Raw genomic sequence first — 22405 nt, forward strand, 5'->3', positions numbered from 1 at the left:
GATGCTAAATAGGTACGTAACTTACTATCATATTTAACAAGTATTTATTCTGTACTTACTCTAATAAAAGAACATAGCTTGTATTTCAAACTAAGTTAGTTGGAATTAATAACTCCTTTAAATAATATTAATAATAAAATATCATTGTTTTAAGTAAGGTTTTATTAACAATTATCTTGAAATAAATGTATATATACCTTATATAAGTGACAGATAACAGTGGCCGCTAGCGTCTAGCGCGACGACTGAAAATACCAATTATAAAAGGATATAGACATGAGATTTGAGAAATTTACTCAAAAACTGCAGTCAGCCATTCAAGAAGCACAAAGCCTAGCATTAGGACGCGATCATACAGGTATCGATCCTGTGCATTTGCTTGCCGTGTTGCTACAAGATGAGTCTAATTTGTCCATCTGCCAACAAGCAGATGCTTCAATTCCAGCGTTAAAAAATGGCGTTGCAAAGGCATTAGATAATCAAGCAACGATTTCAGAGCCGACAGGCGAAGTCAACTTAAACCCAAACTCGGTAAAAATCTTAAACTTGGCAGATCGTCAGGCGCAAAAAGAAGGCGATGATTTTATCGCGACGGAATGGGTGATGTTGGCACTCGCTGAGCAAGGCGAAACCAAAAAGATATTTGAAAGTGCAGACGTAACAGCCAGTAAACTAAAAACGGTGATCGAGCAATTGCGCGGCGATGATACCGTCAACAACCAAAACGCAGAAGATCAGCGTGATGCACTCAATAAATACACGATTAATCTGACTGAGCAAGCAGAACTTGGCAAGCTCGACCCCGTCATTGGCCGTGACGAAGAGATTCGCCGTACCATTCAAGTGCTATCACGCCGTACCAAAAACAATCCTGTACTTATCGGTGAGCCGGGTGTGGGTAAGACAGCTATCGTTGAAGGCTTAGCACAGAAAATCATCAATGGTGATGTGCCAGAAGGTCTACGCCGCAAAGAAGTGCTGTCGTTAGATTTAGGTGCATTAATCGCAGGGGCGAAATTCCGTGGTGAGTTTGAAGAGCGCCTCAAAGGTGTGTTGAGCGATTTGGCTAAGCAAGAAGGCAATGTTATCTTATTCATCGATGAGCTGCATACAATGGTTGGTGCAGGTAAATCAGACGGTGCAATGGATGCGGGTAATATGCTAAAACCTGCGCTAGCACGTGGCGAGCTGCATTGTGTCGGGGCAACGACGCTTGATGAATATCGTAAGTACATCGAAAAAGATGCCGCGCTTGAGCGTCGTTTCCAAAAGGTCTTAGTCGATGAGCCAACAGTTGAAGATACTATTGCGATATTACGCGGCTTAAAAGAGCGTTACGAGCTGCATCATGGCGTCGATATTCAAGATAGTGCCATCATCGCTGCGGCGCGCATGAGTCATCGCTATATCACGGATCGCAAGCTACCAGACAAGGCGATTGATCTGATTGACGAAGCGGCCAGTCGTCTGCGGATGGAGATGGACAGCAAGCCTGAGTCACTAGGTAAGCTTGATAGCCGCTTGATTCAGCTAAAAATGCAGCGTGAAGTACTCAAAAATGAAGAAGATGCTGGCGCGCAAGCCGAGCGTAAAGTACTGGATGCGCAAATAGCAGAGTTAGAAAAAGAATACGCTGATCTCAATGAAGTGTGGCAAGCAGAGAAAGCATTGGTCAAAGGCAGTCAACAGCTAAAAGACGAGCTGGATAAAGCACGTATTGCCTATGACAAAGCCAGCCGAGAAGGCGACTACGAGACCATGAGTAAGCTGCAATACGAAACCATTCCGCAGTTAGAACGACGCATTAATGAGTCTGATCTGGCTGAGCAAAAAGAGCAGACAGTGGAAGGTAGCGGTGTGAAGTTGCTACGTAATAAGGTCACAGACAATGAGATCGCAGAGGTGGTTGCAGCCGCGACGGGTATTCCAGTCAGTAAAATGATGCAAGGCGAGCGCGACAAGATGGTCGCAATGGAAGAAAAGCTCCATGAGCGTGTGATTGGTCAAGACGAAGCGGTACAGTCGGTGGCCAATGCGGTCCGTCGTAGCCGTGCAGGTCTGTCTGATCCCAATCGTCCTTCTGGTTCGTTCTTATTTTTGGGGCCTACTGGTGTTGGTAAAACGGAGCTGACTAAGTCACTAGCAAACTTCTTATTTGACTCTGAAGATGCGATTGTACGTATCGACATGAGTGAGTATATGGAGAAGCACAGTGTCAGCCGTTTGGTCGGGGCACCTCCAGGATACGTTGGCTACGAAGAAGGTGGCACATTGACTGAAGCGGTACGCCGTAAACCATATAGTGTCATATTATTCGACGAAGTGGAAAAGGCGCATCCTGATGTGTTCAATATCTTACTGCAAGTATTGGACGATGGTCGTTTGACGGATTCGCAAGGTCGAGTAGTAGATTTCAAAAACACGGTGATTATTATGACCAGTAACTTGGGTTCGCATAAAATTCAAGAGATGGTTGGTGAAAACTATGATGATATTAAGGCAGAAGTCATGGACTCTGTTGGGCAGCATTTTCGTCCAGAGTTCGTCAACCGCATTGATGAAATCGTTGTCTTCCATCCACTTGGTATGTCGCAGATGGCGGGTATCGCGGATATACAATTGGATCGCTTACGCCAGCGTATCCAAGAACGTGAGATGGATATTGAGCTGTCAGCAGATGCGATGAGCAAATTGGTTGCCGTAGGTTATGACCCTGTCTATGGCGCGCGTCCACTCAAACGTGCCATTCAACAAGAGATCGAAAACCCATTGTCATTGAAGCTATTGGCAGGTGATTTTGTCGCTGGTGATATCATCAAAGTCGATGTTGGCGCAGATGACAAGCTAACTTTTGAGAAGCTTAGAATGAGCTAATCAATCAAGTTTTTTACTCTTTATGATCTAACGTTACTCTTAATTTCAACCCCTTATCTACAGATGTAGGTAAGGGTTTTTTTATTCAAGTAGCGTACTTTGTGTTACGGTTTTTTTACCGTCTGAAAGCTATGAGTATGCTATAACTAAATGAATAGCTAGTAGTATCACTATAAACTGAATGGAGAAATAGAACGATGACAATCAGTATCGAACGTATAAGCGCACCCTTAACTTCACCGATAATCATTGCAGCGTTGCTGTTTAGCACATCCGCTTGCTCCAATCCTTCAGCAGTGAATTCTAGCAATAACAAAAGTACTGCCACAGGCTATCAAGAGGGTTCAGTCACAGACGCCCAGACAGACACTAGCAAGCCTGACTTTACGACTAAAGCAGTTGCAACCTTTGATGAGCCTTGGGCTATGACAGCGTTACCCAGTACTAATAGCGAAGAATCGAAACTACTGGTAACACAAAAAACAGGTGAGCTATTCATCGTAGATACAGCGACAGGTAACAAGACAGAAGTCAAAGGTGTTCCTGAAGTGGCTTATGGTGGTCAAGGCGGCTTGGGAGATATTATTGTATCACCAGATTTTGCGACTTCTAGTACTGTCTATCTTAGCTATGCGGAAGCAGGAACGGGAGGTGATAGCAACAAATTTGGTGCTAAAGTTGTCAAAGCGACACTTTCAGGGTTGGAGTCAGCCACACCCACGTTGCAAAATATCACGCCTATCTGGCAACAGTCTCCCAAAGTTACAGGGCAGGGACACTATAGTCATCGTTTGCTATTTTCACCTGATGGGCGCTATCTATATATTAGCTCAGGTGAGCGCCAAGAAAAAACGCCAGCACAAGATATGAGTGTCAATTTAGGTAAAGTCATCCGTCTAAATGCTGATGGATCTATCCCAACAGACAATCCATTTACTGACAATGAGATAGCCAAACAGTTTTGGACCATCGGACATCGCAATGTGCTTGGTATGGCGTTTGACGGTAGTGGACAGCTTTGGGTGAATGAGATGGGACCAAAAGGCGGTGATGAGTTCAATATGATTGAAAAGGGTAATAACTACGGCTGGCCAGTTGTATCCAATGGACGCAATTATTCAGGTCTAGATATTCCTGATCATAATACAAAGCCAGAGTTTTCGGCACCTAAAATCACTTGGACGCCTGTCATATCACCATCTGCCATGAGTATCTATGCGGCAGGTGATCACAATGACTTTCCTAGCTGGCAAGGCAATGCGCTTATCAGTGGCCTATCATCTAAAGCACTTGTCGTAGTGGACATAAGCGAAGACAATACCGCCGCTGAACGTTATCGCTATGACATGGGTGAGCGCGTACGCAGTGTGTTAGCAGTAGACGGACAAGTGTGGACACTTGAAGACGGTAATGACGCACAATTACTTAGATTATTACCCAAATAATATCGAATTGATGACATATTTATGTAGATGTGTCTTTAATTATTATAATAAAACTGTTTAATTCTTCTAGAGTAAATTGATAGTTTTATCAAGTTTTATTTTGTAATAGATTGATAGTTAAGGCCTATTTTGTTAAGGTAATGTTCCTTGAATTTTGAGAATTGCACATGGAAGAAGTAAAAGTAGGCAGATTAGGACCTTTTCCACGGGTGAGTAAACCTGTGTTTATTACATCGTCACTGCTGATTATTGGCTTTATTATTTTTGGTGCACTTTTCACCGAAACAGCAGGGGCACTTTTTAGCTTTTTACAAGGTTTTATTACCGATAAGTTCGGTTGGCTATTTATTATCTTAGTCAATGTCGCGCTCGCACTTTGTATTTATTTGGCCATGAGTCGTTATGGCGATATTCGCTTAGGTGCTCAAACTGAGACGCCGCAATATAGTTTATTCTCGTGGATTGGCATGCTGTTTTCTGCCGGTATAGGGATTGGACTGGTTTATTGGGGTACAGCGGAGCCGTTGTATCACTTCATGGCACCGCCACTTGGCGAAGCGGAAAGTGTTGAAGCTGCAAAACAGGCAATGAACATCTCGTTTATGCATTGGGGGCTTCATGCTTGGGCAATTTATACGGTTGTAGCATTGTCTCTTGCGTATTTTCATTTCCGTCGAGGCTTACCGTTATCTATACGCTCAACCTTGTACCCTTTACTTGGTAAAAAAATCTACGGTAAATGGGGACATACAGTCGACATTTTAGCCGTGTTTGGCACTATGTTCGGGGTGGTAACCTCACTTGGTCTTGGGGTCATGCAGATTAATGCTGGGCTTGAGAAGCTGTTTGGCACACCTAACAGCTTAATGGTACAGTTTGGTTTGATTGCTTTCATCACAGCGCTAGCAGCAGCCTCAGTCTTAATGGGTTTGGATAAAGGTATTAAGCGCCTTAGTGATATCAATATTGGTTTCACTATCGTCTTGTTAGCGTTTATGGTTATCTTAGGACCAACGCTCTTTATCTTTGATAGTTTTATCGAAAACATCGGCAACTATCTGACTGTGATTGTACCTCTAGGTACATGGGGTGAGGCTTATAGCGAAACAGATTGGCAGAGTGGTTGGACGATATTTTACTGGGCATGGTGGGTTAGCTGGGCACCATTCGTTGGTATCTTTATCGCTCGTATCTCTCGTGGTCGTACGATTCGTGAGTTTACGCTTGGTGTACTACTGATTCCAATGCTAATTTTGTTCTTCTGGTTTACAACCTTTGGCGGCGTTGCTATTCACATGGAGCTTGCTTCTGCTGTGTCAGGTGTTAGCCCAGGATTGGTTGAAGCAGTACAAGCGGATACTGGTAGTGCTATCTTTAAACTGGTCGAGTACTATCCATTGGCAAAACCAATCACGCTAATGATTGTCGTCATGATTATGCTATGGTTCGTGACTTCGTCAGATTCTGCTAGCTTTGTCATTGATATGTTGACTGCTGGTGGCGATACCAACCCACCAAAAATCCAGCGTTTGTTTTGGGCAACAACAGAAGGTGTTATCTCTGCTATCTTGCTAGCGGCCGGTGGACTGTCTGCCCTACAGGCGGCGGCTATCGTAGCGGGACTACCGTTTGCCTTAGTAGTCTTTGTTATGATGTATGCGTTATTACGTGGTTTAAGCCGTGATCGTTTGATTTTATACCGTGCGCAACAACGCTTTATCACAGATGAATCGGCAGACCATAATTCAGCGAACGAATTTGTCGATGAGCATCTGTTAAAAGGACCACCTAAGATTGTTAAAGGTGACTAAAAAGCAGTTAAGAGTAAGACATCTGGTTTAGCTTTTAATAGAAGAAGCCCCAATTTATTTTTAAATTGGGGCTTCTTTATTTGGAGCATATATTTAAATTTATTCAGGACAAATACAGATTGTTGAAAATTATTACCAAAATGTTACTACCATTTCTATACATTCGGCAGTATTTACAAGGTGTTATATTTGATAATTGGCTCATACCTTGGTATGGTTACGCACTTTTTTTAGGGAATACCTATGGATCATGTAAAAGTTGGCCGAGTAGGCCCTTTTCCGCGGGTAAGTAAACCTGTATTTTTGACGTCAGCAATATTGATACTTGCTTTTATTATCTTTGGCGCATTATTCAACGAGCAAGCAGAGATAGTATTCAATCAAGCAAAAGCATTTGTTTCTTTGCGCTTTGGCTGGTTCTTTATCGTCGTGGTCAACTTAACATTGGCTATGAGTATTTATATGATATTTAGCCGGTATGGCGATATCAGGCTTGGTCATCAAAACGAAAGACCTGCGTACAATCTTATTTCTTGGGTTGGTATGTTGTTTTCGGCTGGTATTGGTATTGGTCTGCTCTATTGGGGTACCGCTGAGCCACTGTATCACTTTATGGCACCGCCATTAGGAGAACCAGAAACCGTTGCTGCTGCAAAACAAGCGATGAACATCTCATTCCTTCATTACTGTTTTCATGTTTGGGGGCTTTATGGCATGGTCGCGTTATCACTGGCATACTTCCATTACCGGGTAGGCTTACCACTGGCGATACGCTCAACCTTGTATCCAATGTTGGGTAAAAAGATCTATGGCGGGTGGGGTCATACGGTAGATATATTAGCGGTATTCGGTACGATGTTTGGGGTAGTGACCACGTTAGGTCTTGGCGTCCTACAGATTAACTCAGGTCTTGAGACCTTATTTGGCATCCCTAATAGTATTACGGTGCAAATTATCTTGATAGGTATTATCACGATGTTAGCAGGGTTGTCCCTGTTTGTGGGACTTGATAAAGGTATCAAGCGCCTAAGTGATATTAATATATTATTCACTATAATATTACTAAGTTTTGTGATTATCTTTGGGCAAACCCAATTTATCTTTAATAGTGTGATAGAGAATATTGGCAATTATTTACATCAAATTGTGCCATTAGGTCTTTGGACAGAGTCTTATAAGGGTGAAGAAAACTGGCAGTCCTCTTGGACGATATTTTATTGGGCATGGTGGATCAGCTGGTCACCATTCGTTGGGGTGTTTATTGCCCGTATCTCTCGAGGACGCACCATTCGTGAGTTCATATTAGGAGTGTTGTTCATTCCTGTCACAATTTTATTTTTATGGTTTACTGCTTTTGGTGGTTCTGCGGTAAATATGGAACTGATGGCAGCAGCGGATCCCAATATTGCTAGTCCAGGTCTGATCGAAGCGGTCAAAGCTGATACAGGTAGCGCTATATTTAAATTGATGGAATCTTATCCATTGACGGGTGCGGTCAACTTGCTCATCGTGGTGATGATTGTCCTATGGTTTGTTACCTCGTCAGATTCAGCCAGTTTTGTCATCGATATGCTGACATCAGGTGGTGATACCAATCCGCCAAAGATCCAGCGCTTATTTTGGGCAGGTTCTGAAGGTGTTATCGCTGCTGTATTATTGGCAGCAGGTGGATTGAGCGCATTGCAAGCGGCATCGATTGTCTCAGGATTTCCTTTTGCTATTGTGATTGTCGTGATGATGTACTCTCTATTGCGTGGTCTTAGTCGAGACCGCTTGATACTGTATCGCAATCAGCAATGGTTTACCACAGAAGAGTCGGCAGAGCATAACTCGGCCAATGAGTTCCGTGACGAAGAGTTGCTAAAAGGCCCACCAGCACTTGAGAAAGACACTTAAGATTTAGAGTTTATTTTCTGGCTACAAAAATACCCAGCTTGTCATAGGCTGGGTATTTTTATGGATGTTCAATATCTTTAATAAAAAACATTTTAATACAGCAGCTTTCAGTACAGTAGATCTCGATACAACCGCCTTATAGATTAACTGCATTCGCCTTTTACATAACCAATAGCCTCAGGGATATTACAGGCTGAGCAGGCGTTACTAGCCGTTCGGTAGCTTATCACTGATCCAACTTCCGTCTTCACGCAGACGGGTTCATATTGTGCCGTACAGATATTATTGTCAGGGTTAGCAGGCGGACATTGAGTAAAAGTCTCTTCAACTGGCTGATTAATATCAGGGTTAGATGGGTTAGGTGTATGGTCAGACGTGCCGATATCAGACATAGAGCTACAGCCAGTCAATACTAAAGCTAAAGTCAGTATAAGTAATGATGGTTTGAACAAAGATGGATTAAGTACGGAAAATCGGCGATTGGATAGAGTTTGTTTCATAAAAAATATCCTTATTAGTAGTATTCGATAGCGTCCTGTTATCGCTGATGGATTTGCTTAATGATGTGAAACGTTTAGTTAGTTATAGTAGCTCATTTATCAGTGGCTATCTACTTACGCCTCATACAAAAAACCCCCAAGCTCAATTAAGCTTGGGGTTTTTTTGCTGCCTTCAAATACCGATTTTACGACAGTATGTCTAAATCAAAGGTATCTAGACTGACAAAAATTGCTTATTCAGCTGGTTTGTCGTCTTGATTTAGCTGCACGTACTTATCAAAGTTTTGAGCATAATCCGTTAAGTTGTCGCTCAGCATTTGACGATATTGCTTCACATAAAACTCAACGATATCGTCTTTTTCTTTGGCGAAATCATCACCTTTGACAAAACCGATAGAGGCAACTGACGCGCTGTAGCGTGCTGCAGCATATAATAAAGAAGCACCGACTTGACCTGAATGTGCTTCAGGGCCTAGCTGGCTATTTGCGATACCGATGATAGCGTCAGCACGTTGATAGAATGCCTGCATTTCAGGGGTGATTTCGATGTTAGTGTCAACGTTTTGATCTTGAGTGTTGCTGTCTTGAGACATAAGCTACTCCTAATAATAAGTGTCGGTAGTTTTTAGTATATAAAAATGGTTTGCAAACGTTTTAAAGTAGTGACGCTTATAAACCAGCGTCTGCTTTTAAGATGTCAGCTTTGTCTGTTTTTTCCCATGTAAAGGCAGTCTCTGAACCCGGACGACCAAAATGCCCAAAGGTAGCAGTCTGCTGATACATTGGTTGTAGTAAGTTCAGCATGCGGGTAATACCATAAGGACGCAAATCAAAATGCGTACGAATCAGACGAATGATCTCATCGTTACTGATTTTGCTAGTACCAAACGTATTAACAGAGATAGAGGTCGGTTCAGCAACACCAATCGCGTAACTGACTTGAACTTCACAGCGATCTGCAAGTCCTGCAGCTACGATGTTTTTGGCCACATAACGTACCGCATAAGCAGCACTGCGATCCACTTTTGAAGGATCTTTACCACTAAATGCACCGCCACCGTGACGTGCCATACCGCCGTAAGTATCTACAATGATTTTACGACCAGTTAGACCAGCATCACCAACAGGACCGCCAATCACAAACTTACCAGTTGGGTTGATATGATAGCGTGTGCCAGCGTGCAACAAGTCAGCTGGTAGCACTTGTTTGATGATGGATTCCATCACGGCTTCTTGTAGATCAGCCTGTGAAATACTAGGATCATGCTGAGTTGATAGTACCACTGCATCAATCGCTACAGGTTTGTTGCCATCGTATTTTAGTGTGACTTGTGCTTTTGCATCTGGGCGTAACCATGGCAAATCACCTGCGCGGCGAAGCTCAGATTGACGCTCCATCAAACGATGGGCATACTCGATAGGCGCTGGCATAAGTACTTCGGTCTCATTACTTGCATAACCAAACATCAAGCCTTGGTCACCTGCACCTTGCTCTTCAGGGTTGCTACGATCGACACCTTGGGCTATTTCGGGAGACTGCTTACCAAGCATGTTGATAACTGCACAAGTCTCGCCGTCAAAACCTAGGTCTGAATGATGATAGCCAATGCCATTTACCGTGTCACGAACTAAGCGCTCTAAATCGATATTTGCAGTTGTAGTGATTTCACCTGCAAGTATGACTGCGCCTGTTTTCACCAAGGTTTCGCACGCCACACGTGCATGCAGATCTTCACGTAAGATAGCATCAAGGATAGCGTCTGATATTTGGTCAGCCATTTTATCAGGATGACCTTCGCTCACAGATTCTGAGGTAAATAAGTTGTATTCACGCATAATGGGATCGCTTAATTGCAGGGACTGTAGTGTACGAACTCAGTCATTATTAAATATATCTAAATGAAAAGATGAACAGGAATCAAAAAATTAGCATATTTTACCGTGTATCGAGGTAAAACTCTAGCAATGGATGGTGTTAAGAGGTAACTGGTGATGGATTAAGGGCGGTAAAAGTCATCAACATGGCTATTTTCTTGCCAACGAAATTCAGTATGTTGCGCGACTTGATGGGCTCTATCAACGCCATGTCTATCAGCGATGAAACCAAGTGCCATATCCATGCCTGCGCTAACCCCTGACGAAGTATAAAACTTACCATCGATGACCCAGCGTGCTTGTTTGATCCAATCAACTTGATTCGACTGAGAGATCACCCATTGCCATGCCAGTTTATTAGAGGTGGCACGCTTGCCGTTTAACACACCGCTTTTTGCCAACAAGGCGCTACCAGTACAGACGCTAAGTACCCAGTCAGCTTGATGGGTGAGGGCTGTTAGCGTTTGCAAGAAGGAAGGGTTGTAGACTAGCTGCCGTGTGCCAAACCCGCCTGGTACTAGGATAATATCAGTTTGATACGCTAACTCTGTGACTGCAATCGTTTCCATAGGTACGCCATGCTTACTGCGGATGATACCACCAGCTATCGAGGTAAATTGAATACGATAATGCTCAGGTAAGCTCCCAAACATCTCAATAGGTCCGAATAAATCTAAGGTTTCAAAATCATCAAACACTAGCGCGGTAATCGTATGCATGTGACACCCTTATCTGAAAGTATCTTTTATAAAGACAAGACGTTATAGCACCTTGCCACATCATATAATCATAGCATCAACATTATATCTGTCTATAAAAGTAAAACGCACATTGATTAAACGGTAAATAATCAATGGCCATTATAATTCTAGAAATGCAGCTTTATCCTTGAACATACACTCTTCATAGACAGGGCAAGCGCCGCATTTTGGTGTACGAGCCTGACAGGTATAGCGGCCGTGTAAGATAAGATAATGATGGGCGTCGACTATGAAATCTTCGGGAATGCGTTCGACCAATTTTCTTTCGACGATGAGTACGTTTTTACCAGTGGCAAGCCCAGTACGATTGCCCACACGAAAGATATGTGTGTCAACGGCCATGGTAGGCTGGCCAAAGGCAGTATTTAACACAACATTGGCAGTTTTACGACCGACACCTGCCAGTGACTCTAAATCTTTGCGGTTATCAGGAACGGTGCTATCAAATTTCTCAATCAAATCACGGCAGGTTTTGATGACGTTTTTTGCTTTGGCATTATACAAACCAATGTTTTTGATATAAGATTTGAGACCGTCTTCGCCTAGTGCCAGTATTGCTTCAGGTGTGTTAGCTACTGGATACAATTGCTGGGTCGCAATGTTGACACTCACATCCGTTGCCTGTGCGGATAAAATAACCGCAATGAGTAGCTCAAAATTGCTTTTATAGTTTAATTCAGTGACTGGCTCATCAATGATCGCTGCCAGCTTTTCGAAGAATGAACGTACGTCACGATTGGGCAGTCTTCTTGAGGGCGGCGTATCAGCTGTTTTATTTTTGACCGTTTTACTCATGGCATTTTGACTATTATTTCAGTGGGTGGTAGTACCGAATTATATGCTAGCGCTAGTATTCATGTTAATGATTAAAGTATCAATTTATTAACGAATTAACTGCATGATCAGCTATTACCGTTATTGCGTTACCTGCAATGATTCGAGCTCTGCTTGTAAGGATTCGAGCTCCGCTTGTTTCTTATCGTTTGCACGAACACTAAGCTGTTTTTCCAGTTTTTTAATTTTGGTGCGGAGCTTGGCAGCTGCAATAGTATTTTTTGCTTGCGACTCACTGATACTTAGAGATTGGCTTGCTGCATTATTAAGTTTGGCTTCTACCATACTGACCACGGGTCTACTATTGCTCGTATCGGTAAGCTGTTCTGTGACACGTTTCAAATGAGTGTGGTAGCGTTGTCTCAAATCCTCTTGCTCTGCTATTCGCTCAGGCTCAGATATTTCCCGATCAATCGTGACTAAGTCAATGCAATCAACAGGGCAGGGTGCAATACACAGCTCGCAGCCCGTGCACAAATCTGTAAAAATCGTATGCATATGCTTGCCAGTACCGACGATAGCATCGACTGGGCAAGCAGGAATGCATTTGGTGCAGCCGATACAGTCATCTTCACGGATAACAGCACGAACCTCGGTCGGGCGCTCAGAGGTAGCATCTACTGGCCACTGTGAAGGAACTGCCGTCAAGGTAGTGTCCTGAGTCTCAATACCGAGAGTCTGAGCAATTGCGTCAGTGACTGGCTGACCACCAGGTACGCATTTATTATACGGTTCGTCATCTAATACAATCGCAGCGGCATACGGCAAGCAACCATCTGGATGCTCACATAGTCCGCATTGCGTCTGTGGCAAACAAGCATCTACACGTGCAATTTTTGCCTGTATGTCAGCGGGCAAGGTATTAATGTGTAATGTGTCAAACAAAATAGGTAGATTGACTAAGCGTATATTGGCGCTACTTTGCATTTAATTAAGGACCTTAATACCAGTCGTAAGAGTTAGTATTAGTATAAATAGTGATAAAGTATGGAGAAAACGGTCTTTGTAAAACAGTGTCTATAAGAGCACGTGATCTATCAGCGTTTTACTGCTTATATTAGTGTGTTACTTACTTAAAAAATAAAGTTTAAAGTAACGCGCTTATAATAGCAGCAGCGATTTTAAAGAGATGAGATGGAAAACACAACACTATAACCTAATGCTTTATTCATAGATAAGCGCAGTTATAAATTGATATTTTGCTCTTTAGCCACCTGGTCGATCAAATCGCGAGCGATACTGCCCTTCGGTGGAATTCTGGGTAGATTTGAGAGATCAAAGAAGTCAGCATGTGCTAGCTCATCTTCTTGCAAGATAATATCGCCACTGGCATACGATGCACGAAAACCAAGCATTAAGTTAGATGGGAACGGCCATGGCTGACTGCTCACATAGTGGATATCTGACACGCTGATATTAACCTCTTCTGCGACTTCACGTACTACGGCATGTTCGAGACTCTCTCCAACTTCTACGAACCCTGCGATCAAACCATACATTGGTGGTAGATTTTGCTGTCCATGACGATGATGATGAGCCAACAAGATTTGCATCTCACCTGTTACTGGATTTGGCCGAGTAATAGCAGTGATGACGCATGGTTGTACGCGAGGATACTGACGCAATCGACATACTGGACAAACCATGGCGCGTTCGCCCTGGTTAGCATTTACGGTAGGGCTAGCACAGCGACTACAAAACTGTGTATCTGCTTGCCAACTCAATAGCTGTATCGCTTGGCTAATCTGATCTGACAAGGCGACTGGCAAGTGAGCCATTAGTTTTCGATAAGGAACAAAAGTGTTACCACTACTTTCAGCGATAATAGGCAAAGTCACATTATGAGCAACTGCATAATCATAAGTCATGGCGCGCGTCGCTTGAGCGGTAAAGCCATTAACAGTGTCATCTGCATGGTTGTTAATGTTATTACTATTATCTGATAGCCAATGACTGGGTGCTAAGCTCTCGTGCAACGCTACATGACCAACCTGATACGCTCGCTCGCTCAAATCATTACCATCGGGCGAGAATTGGACTTGCAAAGGCCGCCAACCATCTGGCATTTGACCGCATAAGATACTGTCATCACTTAGTACAAAAGCATGAGCCATATAAAATCCCAAACATTATAAAGTAAACCCGCATCGACGTAGATACAGACTTATTTGGAGTAAAGTATCATCAATTCTATATAAATCAGATACATTATCAGGATTATTGTGCCTACTAGCTGTAGGACTTTCACGCACCTAACTTGTATCTAAATTACTTTGAATTATCTTTATTTAAATGAGATGTCATGGTTAAGGTGTAATGACCATGACATGACAATGAGAAAAGTTAAGCAGCAAGTAGATGGCTTAAGCTTTGTTGGCCAACGTCAAGTGCTTGCTTACTAACAGGGCGGTTATTCTCAAAACCATCCAAATGATGATCGACCGCCATGATAACATCAGCGATGCATGCTAATGTACTGTCTTCGATACGTTGTCCGCTTTCGATACGTTGTTCGATGTAGTTAGCCAGTTGACTCAACATGCTGGCAGGTGTGGGCAGTTGTAGGAAACGTACCGCTCCTGCTACTTGGCGCATCATACTAGGGATATTCTGGATATTGAGCATGTCACGCTCAGGCTCCGCCAAATAATCATTGATGGCTTGCTCAGCACTAGCGATAGCAGTTCGGCTTTCTTGTATCAGTGTATCATTGGCCGTATTAAGCTGATGCAATGAGATATGCGGATTGTTCAGGGGTAGATAGATTGCCCCTGGTGTATGCATCTCTGCCATAGCAATAGTAGCGTTCTCTGCATGCATTAATGCCAGTAGCAAATGATCAAAATCCTCAGGGGAAGGCGTCTCCCAATGATCAACAGCTTCTGCTGCTGTACTCAGACTATCGGCGGCATTGGACAGACCTAACAGGCGTAATGCTGAACTCAGCTCAGTTAACTCTTCAATAATTTGTGCTGTCTGCATATCAATCGGGTTGATTGAATCGCCACGAGCATAACTGTCTACGTTTTCTTTAATAGCATTGATCTGATTTTGAATAATTGTATTTAATGTATCGGTAAGTTCGCGATTGGGACCGAATAAAAAGCGCTTCATTTGTTCAAGCTGAGCATCATCTACATGATTACTTGCATATTGTTCACGTAATTGCTGTGCTTGCTTGTTATCACGTTGACAGGCAAAGCTCACTAAATCTGCAAAACGGGTATCCATTACTGGTAAATAGCTTTGGAATTGCTGCTCTAAGTAGATGAGTGTGTGTTTTTGACTCAGGTTTAGTGGTAATACTGCTGCGATATCAGTCACGGCAGCAGACGCCGCTTGCCAAAATAGGCTATCAGTATTTGAAGCGATTAATGCACAAGCTGCACTCATAGCATCCAAATTTTGCTGATCGGCAGAATCAATGTTGCCATCTTGATTGAGTAGTGCAATGCCAAGCCCACTACGATACGCGTTGGTCAGCAGCTCTGTGTCTAGATTGAGTGTGCTTAATGGTTCGAAGTTCCCTTCAGGATTAGCAATGATGACACTACTGCGACCAAAAGCCGAAAAATAATCTGCTTCAATAGGAGCTTTTTGACTATGTGCATTAAGCTTGTTGATTACAGGTATGAGTAAAGTAGGCTCTACCGATTCAGTCAATAGTACAAACTCGACATAACGATCTAAGGTCATGATGGCTTCTGATAGATCCATGATCAAATCAGTATCGTTGTTATCACCATTATCATAAAGTTTCTGTAAACCATCGACAATGGCATCATTCAACGCTTCTGCACCGACCAAAGAGATTAGCTTAAAAATACAGGACAGCTGCTTTAGTACTTCGATAGAGTCTGACAATAAAGGTGCCTGACTACTATCATCATTGAACTCACCTAGATGGATTTCAGTATCTTTGAGAGTTGCTACAACCTCATCATGCAATAAATGGAGTGATGGTAGGTTAAAATCAGTAACACTAAGCGTTGGGGCGGTTAGCTTCATTTGTGCAGACTGGTCCATAAATATTTTTCCATAATGTACTGATGAGAATAGCAAAGGTATAAGCTCAATTTAAAAAATATTGGTCAATGATGTTTTAACGCTTTTTATAGTAATAATCAAGATTAAATTATACAAATGTCGGTTCAATAAAAATGCAAATGATAATTATGTACTAGCTTTTAGTGCAGGGTAATCTTCTGCCAAAGAGGCATACCAGCTTTGGTCAGCAGTTTCGTCCACTGCTGATGCTAGTAATAAATTCGCTAAATTGGCGAAATTTGCATGAGCGGTTTGTCCACCATCGGTATCTGTATCTTCTTCAATGGCGAGCGTGACCTGTCCACCAGTCATCGCCAGATATACTTCGGCTAAAATCTCTGAGTCAAGTAGTGCCCCGTGAAAAGTACGATCCTGCTTACCAACATCTAGGCGACGCACGAGAGCATCTAGTGTGTTTTTTTGCCCAGGATATTGCTGCTTAGCCATCGCTAATGAGTCAGTCACTTGCACTCGATTGGCAAAATCATTCAGACCAACTTTGGCAAACTCCATATTTAAGAAGTTCATATCAAAAGTAGCGTTATGAGCGATAATTTCAGCGCCATCCATAAAGTCATATAAAGACTGAGCAACTTGATCAAAGGTTGGTTTGTCAGTCAAAAATGCTTCAGAGATACCATGAATACGAATGACTTCATCATCCATACCACGCTGCGGATTGATATAAACATGCAGCTTTTCGCCAGTAAATTTACGCCCAACCAACTCCACGATGCCGACCTCGATGATACGGTCGCCTTTTAGTGCATCAAGCCCTGTGGTTTCTGTATCCATGATAAGCTGACGATCTGCTTCATGGCGGTGTATCGGCTCAGGCAATAGAGGCTTAAAATGTGGGTTAGCGCGGCTGGTATCCCCGTCGAACTTAGGTGCATCAGACTCTATACTTGGCAACATATCATTGTCGACAGTATCATCTAGGTGCGTTTGAACGTCTGGCATATCTTTGGTACTCGTCGGGTTGTATGTATTGTCTTGATGACTACTAGGTTCTACAGAAATCTCTTCGTACATTTGATGGTTATCAGTGGTGTTCTGATTATCTTCTACTAGCGGCTCAGTCTCTGAAAGATCTTCATCAAACTCATCTTCTATTGTATCTAAACCCAATGGGTCGAAACTTAGCCAATCATCGCTCGACGATTTTTGCAAAGCGTCAGTATCAATCCCAGTCACTATGTGGTCTTTTTTTTTAGCCGTGTCTGCTTCACTGATTGTAGTTGAATGCCCGCTGTTGGATGTGACACCTAGGTTTGCTAGTTCGTCTGCTTTTTCGTTACCAGTATGTCCAGCGTGTCCTTTAACCCAGTGCCAGCTAACATCACGCTGTTGACAGAGCTTATCCAATTGTTGCCATAGGTCTTTATTGGCGACTGGCTTTTTGCTGGCAGTTTTCCAGCCCTTTTTCTTCCAGCCTTCAATCCATTCAGTAATGCCTTTTTTGACATAGCTGGAGTCGGTCCAAATTTCAAGAGTTTGCTCATGTGGGCTATGGGTCAGAGCTTGTATTGCGCCCATGAGTTCCATACGATTATTAGTGGTTTCTTTGTCGCCACCGTATAAATCTTGCGTGCTACCATCACTAAATATGAGATGTGCTCCCCAGCCGCCAGCGCCAGGATTACCTTTGCAAGCACCATCAGTATAGGCCACAGTCGTATTTATTTTAGCAGCCAATGGATCAATTACGTTGTCTTTATGGGTGTTTGATATTGAATTACGGTTGTCTGACATAAAAGAGTATTGACCTGATAAGTAGTGAGCATAAGGTAGTACTAGAGCATCTCGTTCACGACATTCGAACGATGATGACGGCATTGCGAGTATAGCAAATCTATCATAAATATGGGCAGTCGTGACGCACAAAGTCATAAAACTACTTATGGTAACTTATAACATAATAGTAACGTCTTGGTTTTCTGTTAAAATAGCGAAGCTCGTGGAAATGCCTTGGTTTTTAGTGAAAGAGCTGCCTTTGCCACAAATATGCTCAAGGTATTTTTCATATCCGCTATTTGATGGTGTTTTGACAATAATACACTTAATAAACGTTTCTAATGCATGGTTGCAGGATAACCCTATTATGTCCTTACGCTCGAATTTATTTAACAAGAGACTGACGTATATAATGCTCAGTGTGACTGCTAGTAGCGCGATTTTTCTAAGCGCTTGTAATGATACTAGTCCTCAAGCAGACACCGAAGTTGCAGCAGACTTGTCTGTCTTTGAGGGTTGTTATACGGTGAGTCAAGATGAGCCTGCACAGATCAGGGTCAGCCAACAGGACGGCACTTGGGTGATGCAGATGAAAGAGCCAGTCACTGCTAAGCGTGTTTGGGATAGTCCAGAGCCGTTAGAAGTGATAGAGAATAGCGATATACCGCAGTTTTTCTCTATCGATCCAGACAATGTCGATGCGGTCATTGGACGTCCTGATCGAGTACTTGTTCTGGCTCATGTTAAACCGGCCTACGCCAATATTGACCCCCTCCTAGACAGTGAATATTTGTCTTATATTTACCGAGGTGCCAATACTATTTACCGTGTGGAATGTGATGAGGTGAATACCGATATTTTAGCCAATCCGCATGCTAACCTCATTATTGATAATGTTGATGACAGTATTTAAATAAGCATGGACTGTAAATATCATTATTGATCGCCGTTATTTTAGTAAACAGTATTTTGTTATAAATAGTCATACCATTAGAGTTAAGCGATATGAATTTTTTCAGTTACGTGGTACTAGGCGGGTTCTCTTATGCAGCTGGTTGGGCGGTAAGGACATATGTATTGGACAAACAGCTCAAGACTGAACAGCCTTATAACTTGAAACACCCCACGATTTTGGCATACTTGGGTGCATTTTTTATTATCATGTTGATCGTTTCGTGGCTGCTTGGTCGCTATGCGCTTGGTCATGCTGCGATTGATATGCCTTTCATTATTGTCAATAGCCTTGTTGCGACCTTCGTTTATTCGTTCGGACTGAATCCAGAAAAAGCTAATTATGAAGTGCCTGATTAAAAATTAAAGACAGATGAATCAGGAAAACGAAAAAGCCACGACCGAAAAGTTAATTCGCGGTCGTGGCTTTTTCGTTACTGCGACTTCTTAATCGCTTTTTTTTATCACCTAAAGCATTGGTATTTACGAAGCTTTCTTAAGGTCAGTACCAGCTTCATCACTGCTTTCCTCATCAGTACTCATCTTGTCGTCATGAGTTTTGTCAGTATCGTTCTTGCCTTCTAACTTATTCTTATTAGCTGATTGTTCTTGCTTCCACTCTTTGTATTTTTGCAGGTCTTTTCTGGCCTGCTTTAAACAAAATTTAAGGACGAGCGCATCATCGATATGGCCGATAAATGGAATAGAATCAGGAATGAGGTCGATCGGGTTTAGGACATAGAGTGCACCAATAGCGCCAGCTGAAATTGTTTTGAAAGGAATCTTACGGTAGTCACTTTTGTAGTAGTCTTTTACCAGACTCATAAACAGCATTAAATCATCACTAAACGGCTCAAGATAGCCGCTGTCCTCTAACTTCTCTTTAAGCTTGTCTTCTTTGCTTAGTAAGTATTCTAAATTAGAGTCAAGTGACTTGTTTTTATCAGTTTTTTTGTTAAACATAATTATTGCCCTTTATTTTTTGCGATGAATTCATATTTACAGTAACAAATTTGGTCGACCTATATTGTGTGTCTCAGTAGCGAAAAAGTAAATATCGGTAAAGATTAGGCAACCATCAACGCTGAAAAAGCGTCTACAATATGTTGCTACAAGTCTTAGGCAAATAAATCATAAAAATAAAAGCGATAAGGTAGCAGTAAGGTATGGGTATTAAGACTCAATCATGGGACGACGATAAAGATAATCACGCAACTAAAACAATATTTGGGCTAAACCGTCGACAGTTTTTACGTCGAATCGGCGTAAGTGCAGGTACTGCAGTGTTAGCGAGCCAAGGTGTTTCTCAAGCGTTTGCGGCCAGTCCTGTTGAGTCTGGTAATAGCTCGCAACTGACTAAGGATGATCTGCCAACTTCGTTGTTAGAGAGTCAATCGTCACAGGAATCACTGACGCAGTCAAGTTGTATCAAACCTACGATTGAGACACGACTTTTTGCCAGCTCTAATGTGGGTGGTAGTGAGGATCGCAATCAATTGGCATTAGATCGGGTGGCTTGTGCTGGGTTTAAAGTAGAAAATCCTACTATTACCCATCGTCAGTATTTACGCTTTGCGGGCACGGACTCACAACGTGCTAGTGATTTTCAAAACCTTGCTACTGGTGCGATAGCCGCGCCAAAGCTGCTACTAGGTGTGCGCGGTGGTTACGGTGCTATGCGAATATTGCCGATGGTAGACTGGGCGACGCTAGGACGGATTATGAAGGAGCGTGGAACGATACTCGCAGGCTTTAGTGATGTGACGGCTATCCAATGTGCGCTATTGGCAAAAGGGTCAATGAGCTCGCTTGCCGCGCCAATGCTCTATAGCGAGTTTGGCAAAACTGCACCTGATAAGGTCAGCTGTCAGCAATTCATTGAAGCATTAATCAATCCTAATCTAACTATCAGCATACAAGATGCTTCGCTAACCAGTCAGCAGCTACCTGCCATACTGACAAAGGGTGAGCCGAAACCATTAACTGGTACGATTTGGGGTGGCAACTTAAGTGTCGTATCAGCGCTGGCAGGTAGTGAGTATTTACCGCGTATCGATAGCGGTATTGTGTTTTTAGAAGATGTCGGCGAGCAGGCGTATCGTATTGAGCGCATGTTATACGACTTATATCTCGCAGGTGTCTTTAAAAACCAACAAGCGATTGTATTTGGGGCGTTGTCTGGTACGGGCGAGGATAGCTACGATAAACGTTACGATGCTGCCACAGTCATTCGCCAATTACATGAACTAACAGGACTGCCCATTTATAGTGGTATGCCTTTCGGCCATATTGGCAAAAAACACAGCTTTCCGCTAGGAGCGACTTGCCAACTGACCCCTAATGCAAATGGCGGCTACCAGTTATCATTTACCAATTACCCAACTATCAAGGCTGATGCTATCCAAGCAGCAAGGTTGTGGCAAACCGCTTAAACGCTCAGTACTAACTCTTAACTGCTATTCACTGTCATGATTAAATAGCCAACCGTGAGAACTTATCTTGATACTCTTTAGGCGTCAGCTCTGTCGCGCGTTTGAATAGACGCGTAAATGAAGAGATATCATCATAACCTACTTGATCGGCAAGCGATTTTATTGATACATCGCCCAGTTCAAGTAAGCGTTTGGCTTGTTCAATTCTGACAGCCTGAATATACTCAATCGGCCGCATTGCTACACAAGATTGGAAGCGCCTATTCAAAGTCCGCGGGGTAATATTTACCATGGCGGCTAGTCTGCTAACCTGCAAAGAATGTTGAAAGTTCTCTTCAATATATTCTTGTACTTGTTTGATTACGTGGTCTGAATGTGGTTTATGCAAAGTCACATTGGTGTAGCTATTTTGACTGCCTCGTTTGCTATCGATAATCTGGGTTTTTGCCACTTGGGTAGAAATCTCACGTCCGCAGTATCGCTCAATCAACAGTAACCCCAAATCATAAAAAGCACTACCGCCTGCCGCACAGAATATATTGCCTGATTGATTGGTGAACTCGCTTCTGGAATGGGTCACAAACTGATTTTCTTGTAAGTCCACCAATGGAAAGTCTGCCTTAAACTTATTGGCATAGCCCCAGTGAGTGGTGGCTATCTTATGATCTAACAATCCCGCCTTTGCCAAAAAAAATGCACCACTACAGTTACTTGCTATATCTGCCTTGGTATTCGCAAGCCGTACTAAGTGTAGCAATAGCTCACTGTTTTGCTTCAACACTTTATCAATAGAATCTCCAATGGTGGGTACAAGTAATAAATCGCACTCTGTTACGTCCCTGATATCGCAGTGGGCCTGCATGATTAGCCGATTGCTGCACCTAATATCACCACCACCCAAGCTTGCGATCTGTACATTAAATCGTGGTTCTACAGATTCATTTGAAAAGCGTTGCCAGCTGACTCCTGTGAATGAAAACAAGTCCAATGCGCCAGAGAGTACACTGCCGAGAACGCCATCGAAGCCAAGAATAATCATTTTAAAAGGTTTGAAATAGGGCATAAGTCACTCGTTTCCTTTACTGTACTTACCAAAACAGCCATTATTTGGTCAATTTTAGCCAATTACATACTCACTTAATGTCTTATTTGACCATAATTATGTCATAAATGACAATACGGACATGTATCAAATTAGACTAATATCAATTGATAACCACATTTAATCAGTTAACGAGAATA

General features: G+C 42.7%; 18 protein-coding genes. 7 read left to right on the top strand and 11 right to left on the bottom strand.

Annotated features, from left to right (window positions below):
- The first annotated feature begins 276 nt into the window (after positions 1–276).
- The 4 genes from clpB (at position 277) to ACT3QN_RS10255 (ending at position 8026) form a co-directional block, all read left to right on the top strand.
- Positions 277–2874, top strand: a complete 2598-nt coding sequence (gene clpB / locus ACT3QN_RS10240) for an ATP-dependent chaperone ClpB (protein ID WP_444523492.1) — start codon at positions 277–279, stop codon at positions 2872–2874.
- 197 nt (positions 2875–3071) lie between these two features.
- Positions 3072–4319: a PQQ-dependent sugar dehydrogenase gene (locus tag ACT3QN_RS10245; RefSeq protein WP_444523491.1), complete on the top strand. Its 1248-nt coding sequence runs from the start codon at positions 3072–3074 to the stop codon at positions 4317–4319.
- 167 nt (positions 4320–4486) lie between these two features.
- Positions 4487–6130 (top strand): BCCT family transporter, encoded by a 1644-nt coding sequence (locus ACT3QN_RS10250; RefSeq protein WP_444523490.1) that lies wholly within the window; start codon positions 4487–4489, stop codon positions 6128–6130.
- A gap of 243 nt (positions 6131–6373) precedes the next feature.
- Positions 6374–8026, top strand: coding sequence for a BCCT family transporter (locus ACT3QN_RS10255; RefSeq protein ID WP_444523489.1), 1653 nt, complete (start codon positions 6374–6376; stop codon positions 8024–8026).
- A gap of 143 nt (positions 8027–8169) precedes the next feature.
- Here the strand turns inward: ACT3QN_RS10255 and ACT3QN_RS10260 are convergent, their stop codons facing one another.
- The 9 genes from ACT3QN_RS10260 to dnaQ form a co-directional block, all read right to left on the bottom strand.
- Entirely contained in the window at positions 8170–8526 is a 357-nt protein-coding gene (locus ACT3QN_RS10260; protein ID WP_444523488.1) for a hypothetical protein, read from the bottom strand.
- A 233-nt stretch (positions 8527–8759) separates the two neighbouring features.
- Positions 8760–9119: a DUF3144 domain-containing protein gene (locus ACT3QN_RS10265; RefSeq protein WP_444521822.1), complete on the bottom strand. Its 360-nt coding sequence runs from the start codon at positions 9117–9119 to the stop codon at positions 8760–8762.
- Positions 9120–9195: 76 nt separating this feature from the next.
- Positions 9196–10362, bottom strand: coding sequence for a methionine adenosyltransferase (gene metK / locus ACT3QN_RS10270; protein ID WP_444521821.1), 1167 nt, complete (start codon positions 10360–10362; stop codon positions 9196–9198).
- A 161-nt stretch (positions 10363–10523) separates the two neighbouring features.
- The gene (locus ACT3QN_RS10275) at positions 10524–11120 is read right to left on the bottom strand and encodes a DJ-1/PfpI family protein (protein WP_444523487.1); all 597 of its coding nucleotides are present in this window, start codon (positions 11118–11120) and stop codon (positions 10524–10526) included.
- 141 nt (positions 11121–11261) lie between these two features.
- Entirely contained in the window at positions 11262–11957 is a 696-nt protein-coding gene (gene nth, locus ACT3QN_RS10280; protein WP_444523486.1) for an endonuclease III, read from the bottom strand.
- A gap of 120 nt (positions 11958–12077) precedes the next feature.
- A complete protein-coding gene (locus tag ACT3QN_RS10285) occupies positions 12078–12923 on the bottom strand; it encodes an RnfABCDGE type electron transport complex subunit B (protein WP_444523485.1) in 846 nt (281 codons plus the stop codon).
- A 257-nt stretch (positions 12924–13180) separates the two neighbouring features.
- Positions 13181–14110 carry an NAD(+) diphosphatase gene (nudC, locus tag ACT3QN_RS10290; RefSeq protein WP_444523484.1) on the bottom strand — a complete coding sequence of 310 codons (930 nt, stop codon included), beginning with the start codon at positions 14108–14110 and terminating at the stop codon, positions 13181–13183.
- A gap of 229 nt (positions 14111–14339) precedes the next feature.
- Positions 14340–16022 carry a hypothetical protein gene (locus tag ACT3QN_RS10295; protein ID WP_444523483.1) on the bottom strand — a complete coding sequence of 561 codons (1683 nt, stop codon included), beginning with the start codon at positions 16020–16022 and terminating at the stop codon, positions 14340–14342.
- A 147-nt stretch (positions 16023–16169) separates the two neighbouring features.
- A complete protein-coding gene (dnaQ, locus tag ACT3QN_RS10300; RefSeq protein ID WP_444523504.1) occupies positions 16170–17798 on the bottom strand; it encodes a DNA polymerase III subunit epsilon in 1629 nt (542 codons plus the stop codon).
- A gap of 394 nt (positions 17799–18192) precedes the next feature.
- Here dnaQ and ACT3QN_RS10305 point away from each other — a divergent pair, with 394 nt between their 5' ends.
- The gene (locus tag ACT3QN_RS10305) at positions 18193–18693 is read left to right on the top strand and encodes a hypothetical protein (protein WP_444529203.1); all 501 of its coding nucleotides are present in this window, start codon (positions 18193–18195) and stop codon (positions 18691–18693) included.
- A 92-nt stretch (positions 18694–18785) separates the two neighbouring features.
- Positions 18786–19091 carry a hypothetical protein gene (locus ACT3QN_RS10310; protein WP_444523481.1) on the top strand — a complete coding sequence of 102 codons (306 nt, stop codon included), beginning with the start codon at positions 18786–18788 and terminating at the stop codon, positions 19089–19091.
- A gap of 123 nt (positions 19092–19214) precedes the next feature.
- Here ACT3QN_RS10310 and ACT3QN_RS10315 read toward each other — a convergent pair whose 3' ends face one another.
- Positions 19215–19694, bottom strand: coding sequence for a YkvA family protein (locus ACT3QN_RS10315; RefSeq protein ID WP_444523480.1), 480 nt, complete (start codon positions 19692–19694; stop codon positions 19215–19217).
- A 203-nt stretch (positions 19695–19897) separates the two neighbouring features.
- On the opposite strand from ACT3QN_RS10315, the gene ACT3QN_RS10320 reads away from it, so the two are divergent.
- Positions 19898–21163, top strand: coding sequence for an LD-carboxypeptidase (locus tag ACT3QN_RS10320; RefSeq protein ID WP_444523479.1), 1266 nt, complete (start codon positions 19898–19900; stop codon positions 21161–21163).
- Positions 21164–21203: 40 nt separating this feature from the next.
- Here ACT3QN_RS10320 and ACT3QN_RS10325 read toward each other — a convergent pair whose 3' ends face one another.
- On the bottom strand, positions 21204–22226 hold the full coding sequence (locus ACT3QN_RS10325; RefSeq protein WP_444529204.1) for a GlxA family transcriptional regulator: 1023 nt from the start codon (positions 22224–22226) through the stop codon (positions 21204–21206).
- Positions 22227–22405: the final 179 nt, after the last annotated feature.

The sequence above is a fragment of the Psychrobacter sp. AOP7-C1-14 genome, from assembly GCF_052376135.1.
In the GTDB taxonomy this organism is placed as follows: domain Bacteria; phylum Pseudomonadota; class Gammaproteobacteria; order Pseudomonadales; family Moraxellaceae; genus Psychrobacter.

What these genes read in the sequence shown, in the direction of transcription:
- clpB (WP_444523492.1), top strand. Translation starts at nt 277, where the DNA reads ATGAGATTTGAGAAATTTACTCAAAAACTGCAGTCAGCCATTCAAGAA.
- ACT3QN_RS10245 (WP_444523491.1), top strand. Translation starts at nt 3,072, where the DNA reads ATGACAATCAGTATCGAACGTATAAGCGCACCCTTAACTTCACCGATA.
- ACT3QN_RS10250 (WP_444523490.1), top strand. Translation starts at nt 4,487, where the DNA reads ATGGAAGAAGTAAAAGTAGGCAGATTAGGACCTTTTCCACGGGTGAGT.
- ACT3QN_RS10255 (WP_444523489.1), top strand. Translation starts at nt 6,374, where the DNA reads ATGGATCATGTAAAAGTTGGCCGAGTAGGCCCTTTTCCGCGGGTAAGT.
- ACT3QN_RS10260 (WP_444523488.1), bottom strand. Translation starts at nt 8,526, where the DNA reads ATGAAACAAACTCTATCCAATCGCCGATTTTCCGTACTTAATCCATCT.
- ACT3QN_RS10265 (WP_444521822.1), bottom strand. Translation starts at nt 9,119, where the DNA reads ATGTCTCAAGACAGCAACACTCAAGATCAAAACGTTGACACTAACATC.
- metK (WP_444521821.1), bottom strand. Translation starts at nt 10,362, where the DNA reads ATGCGTGAATACAACTTATTTACCTCAGAATCTGTGAGCGAAGGTCAT.
- ACT3QN_RS10275 (WP_444523487.1), bottom strand. Translation starts at nt 11,120, where the DNA reads ATGCATACGATTACCGCGCTAGTGTTTGATGATTTTGAAACCTTAGAT.
- nth (WP_444523486.1), bottom strand. Translation starts at nt 11,957, where the DNA reads ATGAGTAAAACGGTCAAAAATAAAACAGCTGATACGCCGCCCTCAAGA.
- ACT3QN_RS10285 (WP_444523485.1), bottom strand. Translation starts at nt 12,923, where the DNA reads ATGCAAAGTAGCGCCAATATACGCTTAGTCAATCTACCTATTTTGTTT.
- nudC (WP_444523484.1), bottom strand. Translation starts at nt 14,110, where the DNA reads ATGGCTCATGCTTTTGTACTAAGTGATGACAGTATCTTATGCGGTCAA.
- ACT3QN_RS10295 (WP_444523483.1), bottom strand. Translation starts at nt 16,022, where the DNA reads ATGGACCAGTCTGCACAAATGAAGCTAACCGCCCCAACGCTTAGTGTT.
- dnaQ (WP_444523504.1), bottom strand. Translation starts at nt 17,798, where the DNA reads ATGTCAGACAACCGTAATTCAATATCAAACACCCATAAAGACAACGTA.
- ACT3QN_RS10305 (WP_444529203.1), top strand. Translation starts at nt 18,193, where the DNA reads ATGCTCAGTGTGACTGCTAGTAGCGCGATTTTTCTAAGCGCTTGTAAT.
- ACT3QN_RS10310 (WP_444523481.1), top strand. Translation starts at nt 18,786, where the DNA reads ATGAATTTTTTCAGTTACGTGGTACTAGGCGGGTTCTCTTATGCAGCT.
- ACT3QN_RS10315 (WP_444523480.1), bottom strand. Translation starts at nt 19,694, where the DNA reads ATGTTTAACAAAAAAACTGATAAAAACAAGTCACTTGACTCTAATTTA.
- ACT3QN_RS10320 (WP_444523479.1), top strand. Translation starts at nt 19,898, where the DNA reads ATGGGTATTAAGACTCAATCATGGGACGACGATAAAGATAATCACGCA.
- ACT3QN_RS10325 (WP_444529204.1), bottom strand. Translation starts at nt 22,226, where the DNA reads ATGCCCTATTTCAAACCTTTTAAAATGATTATTCTTGGCTTCGATGGC.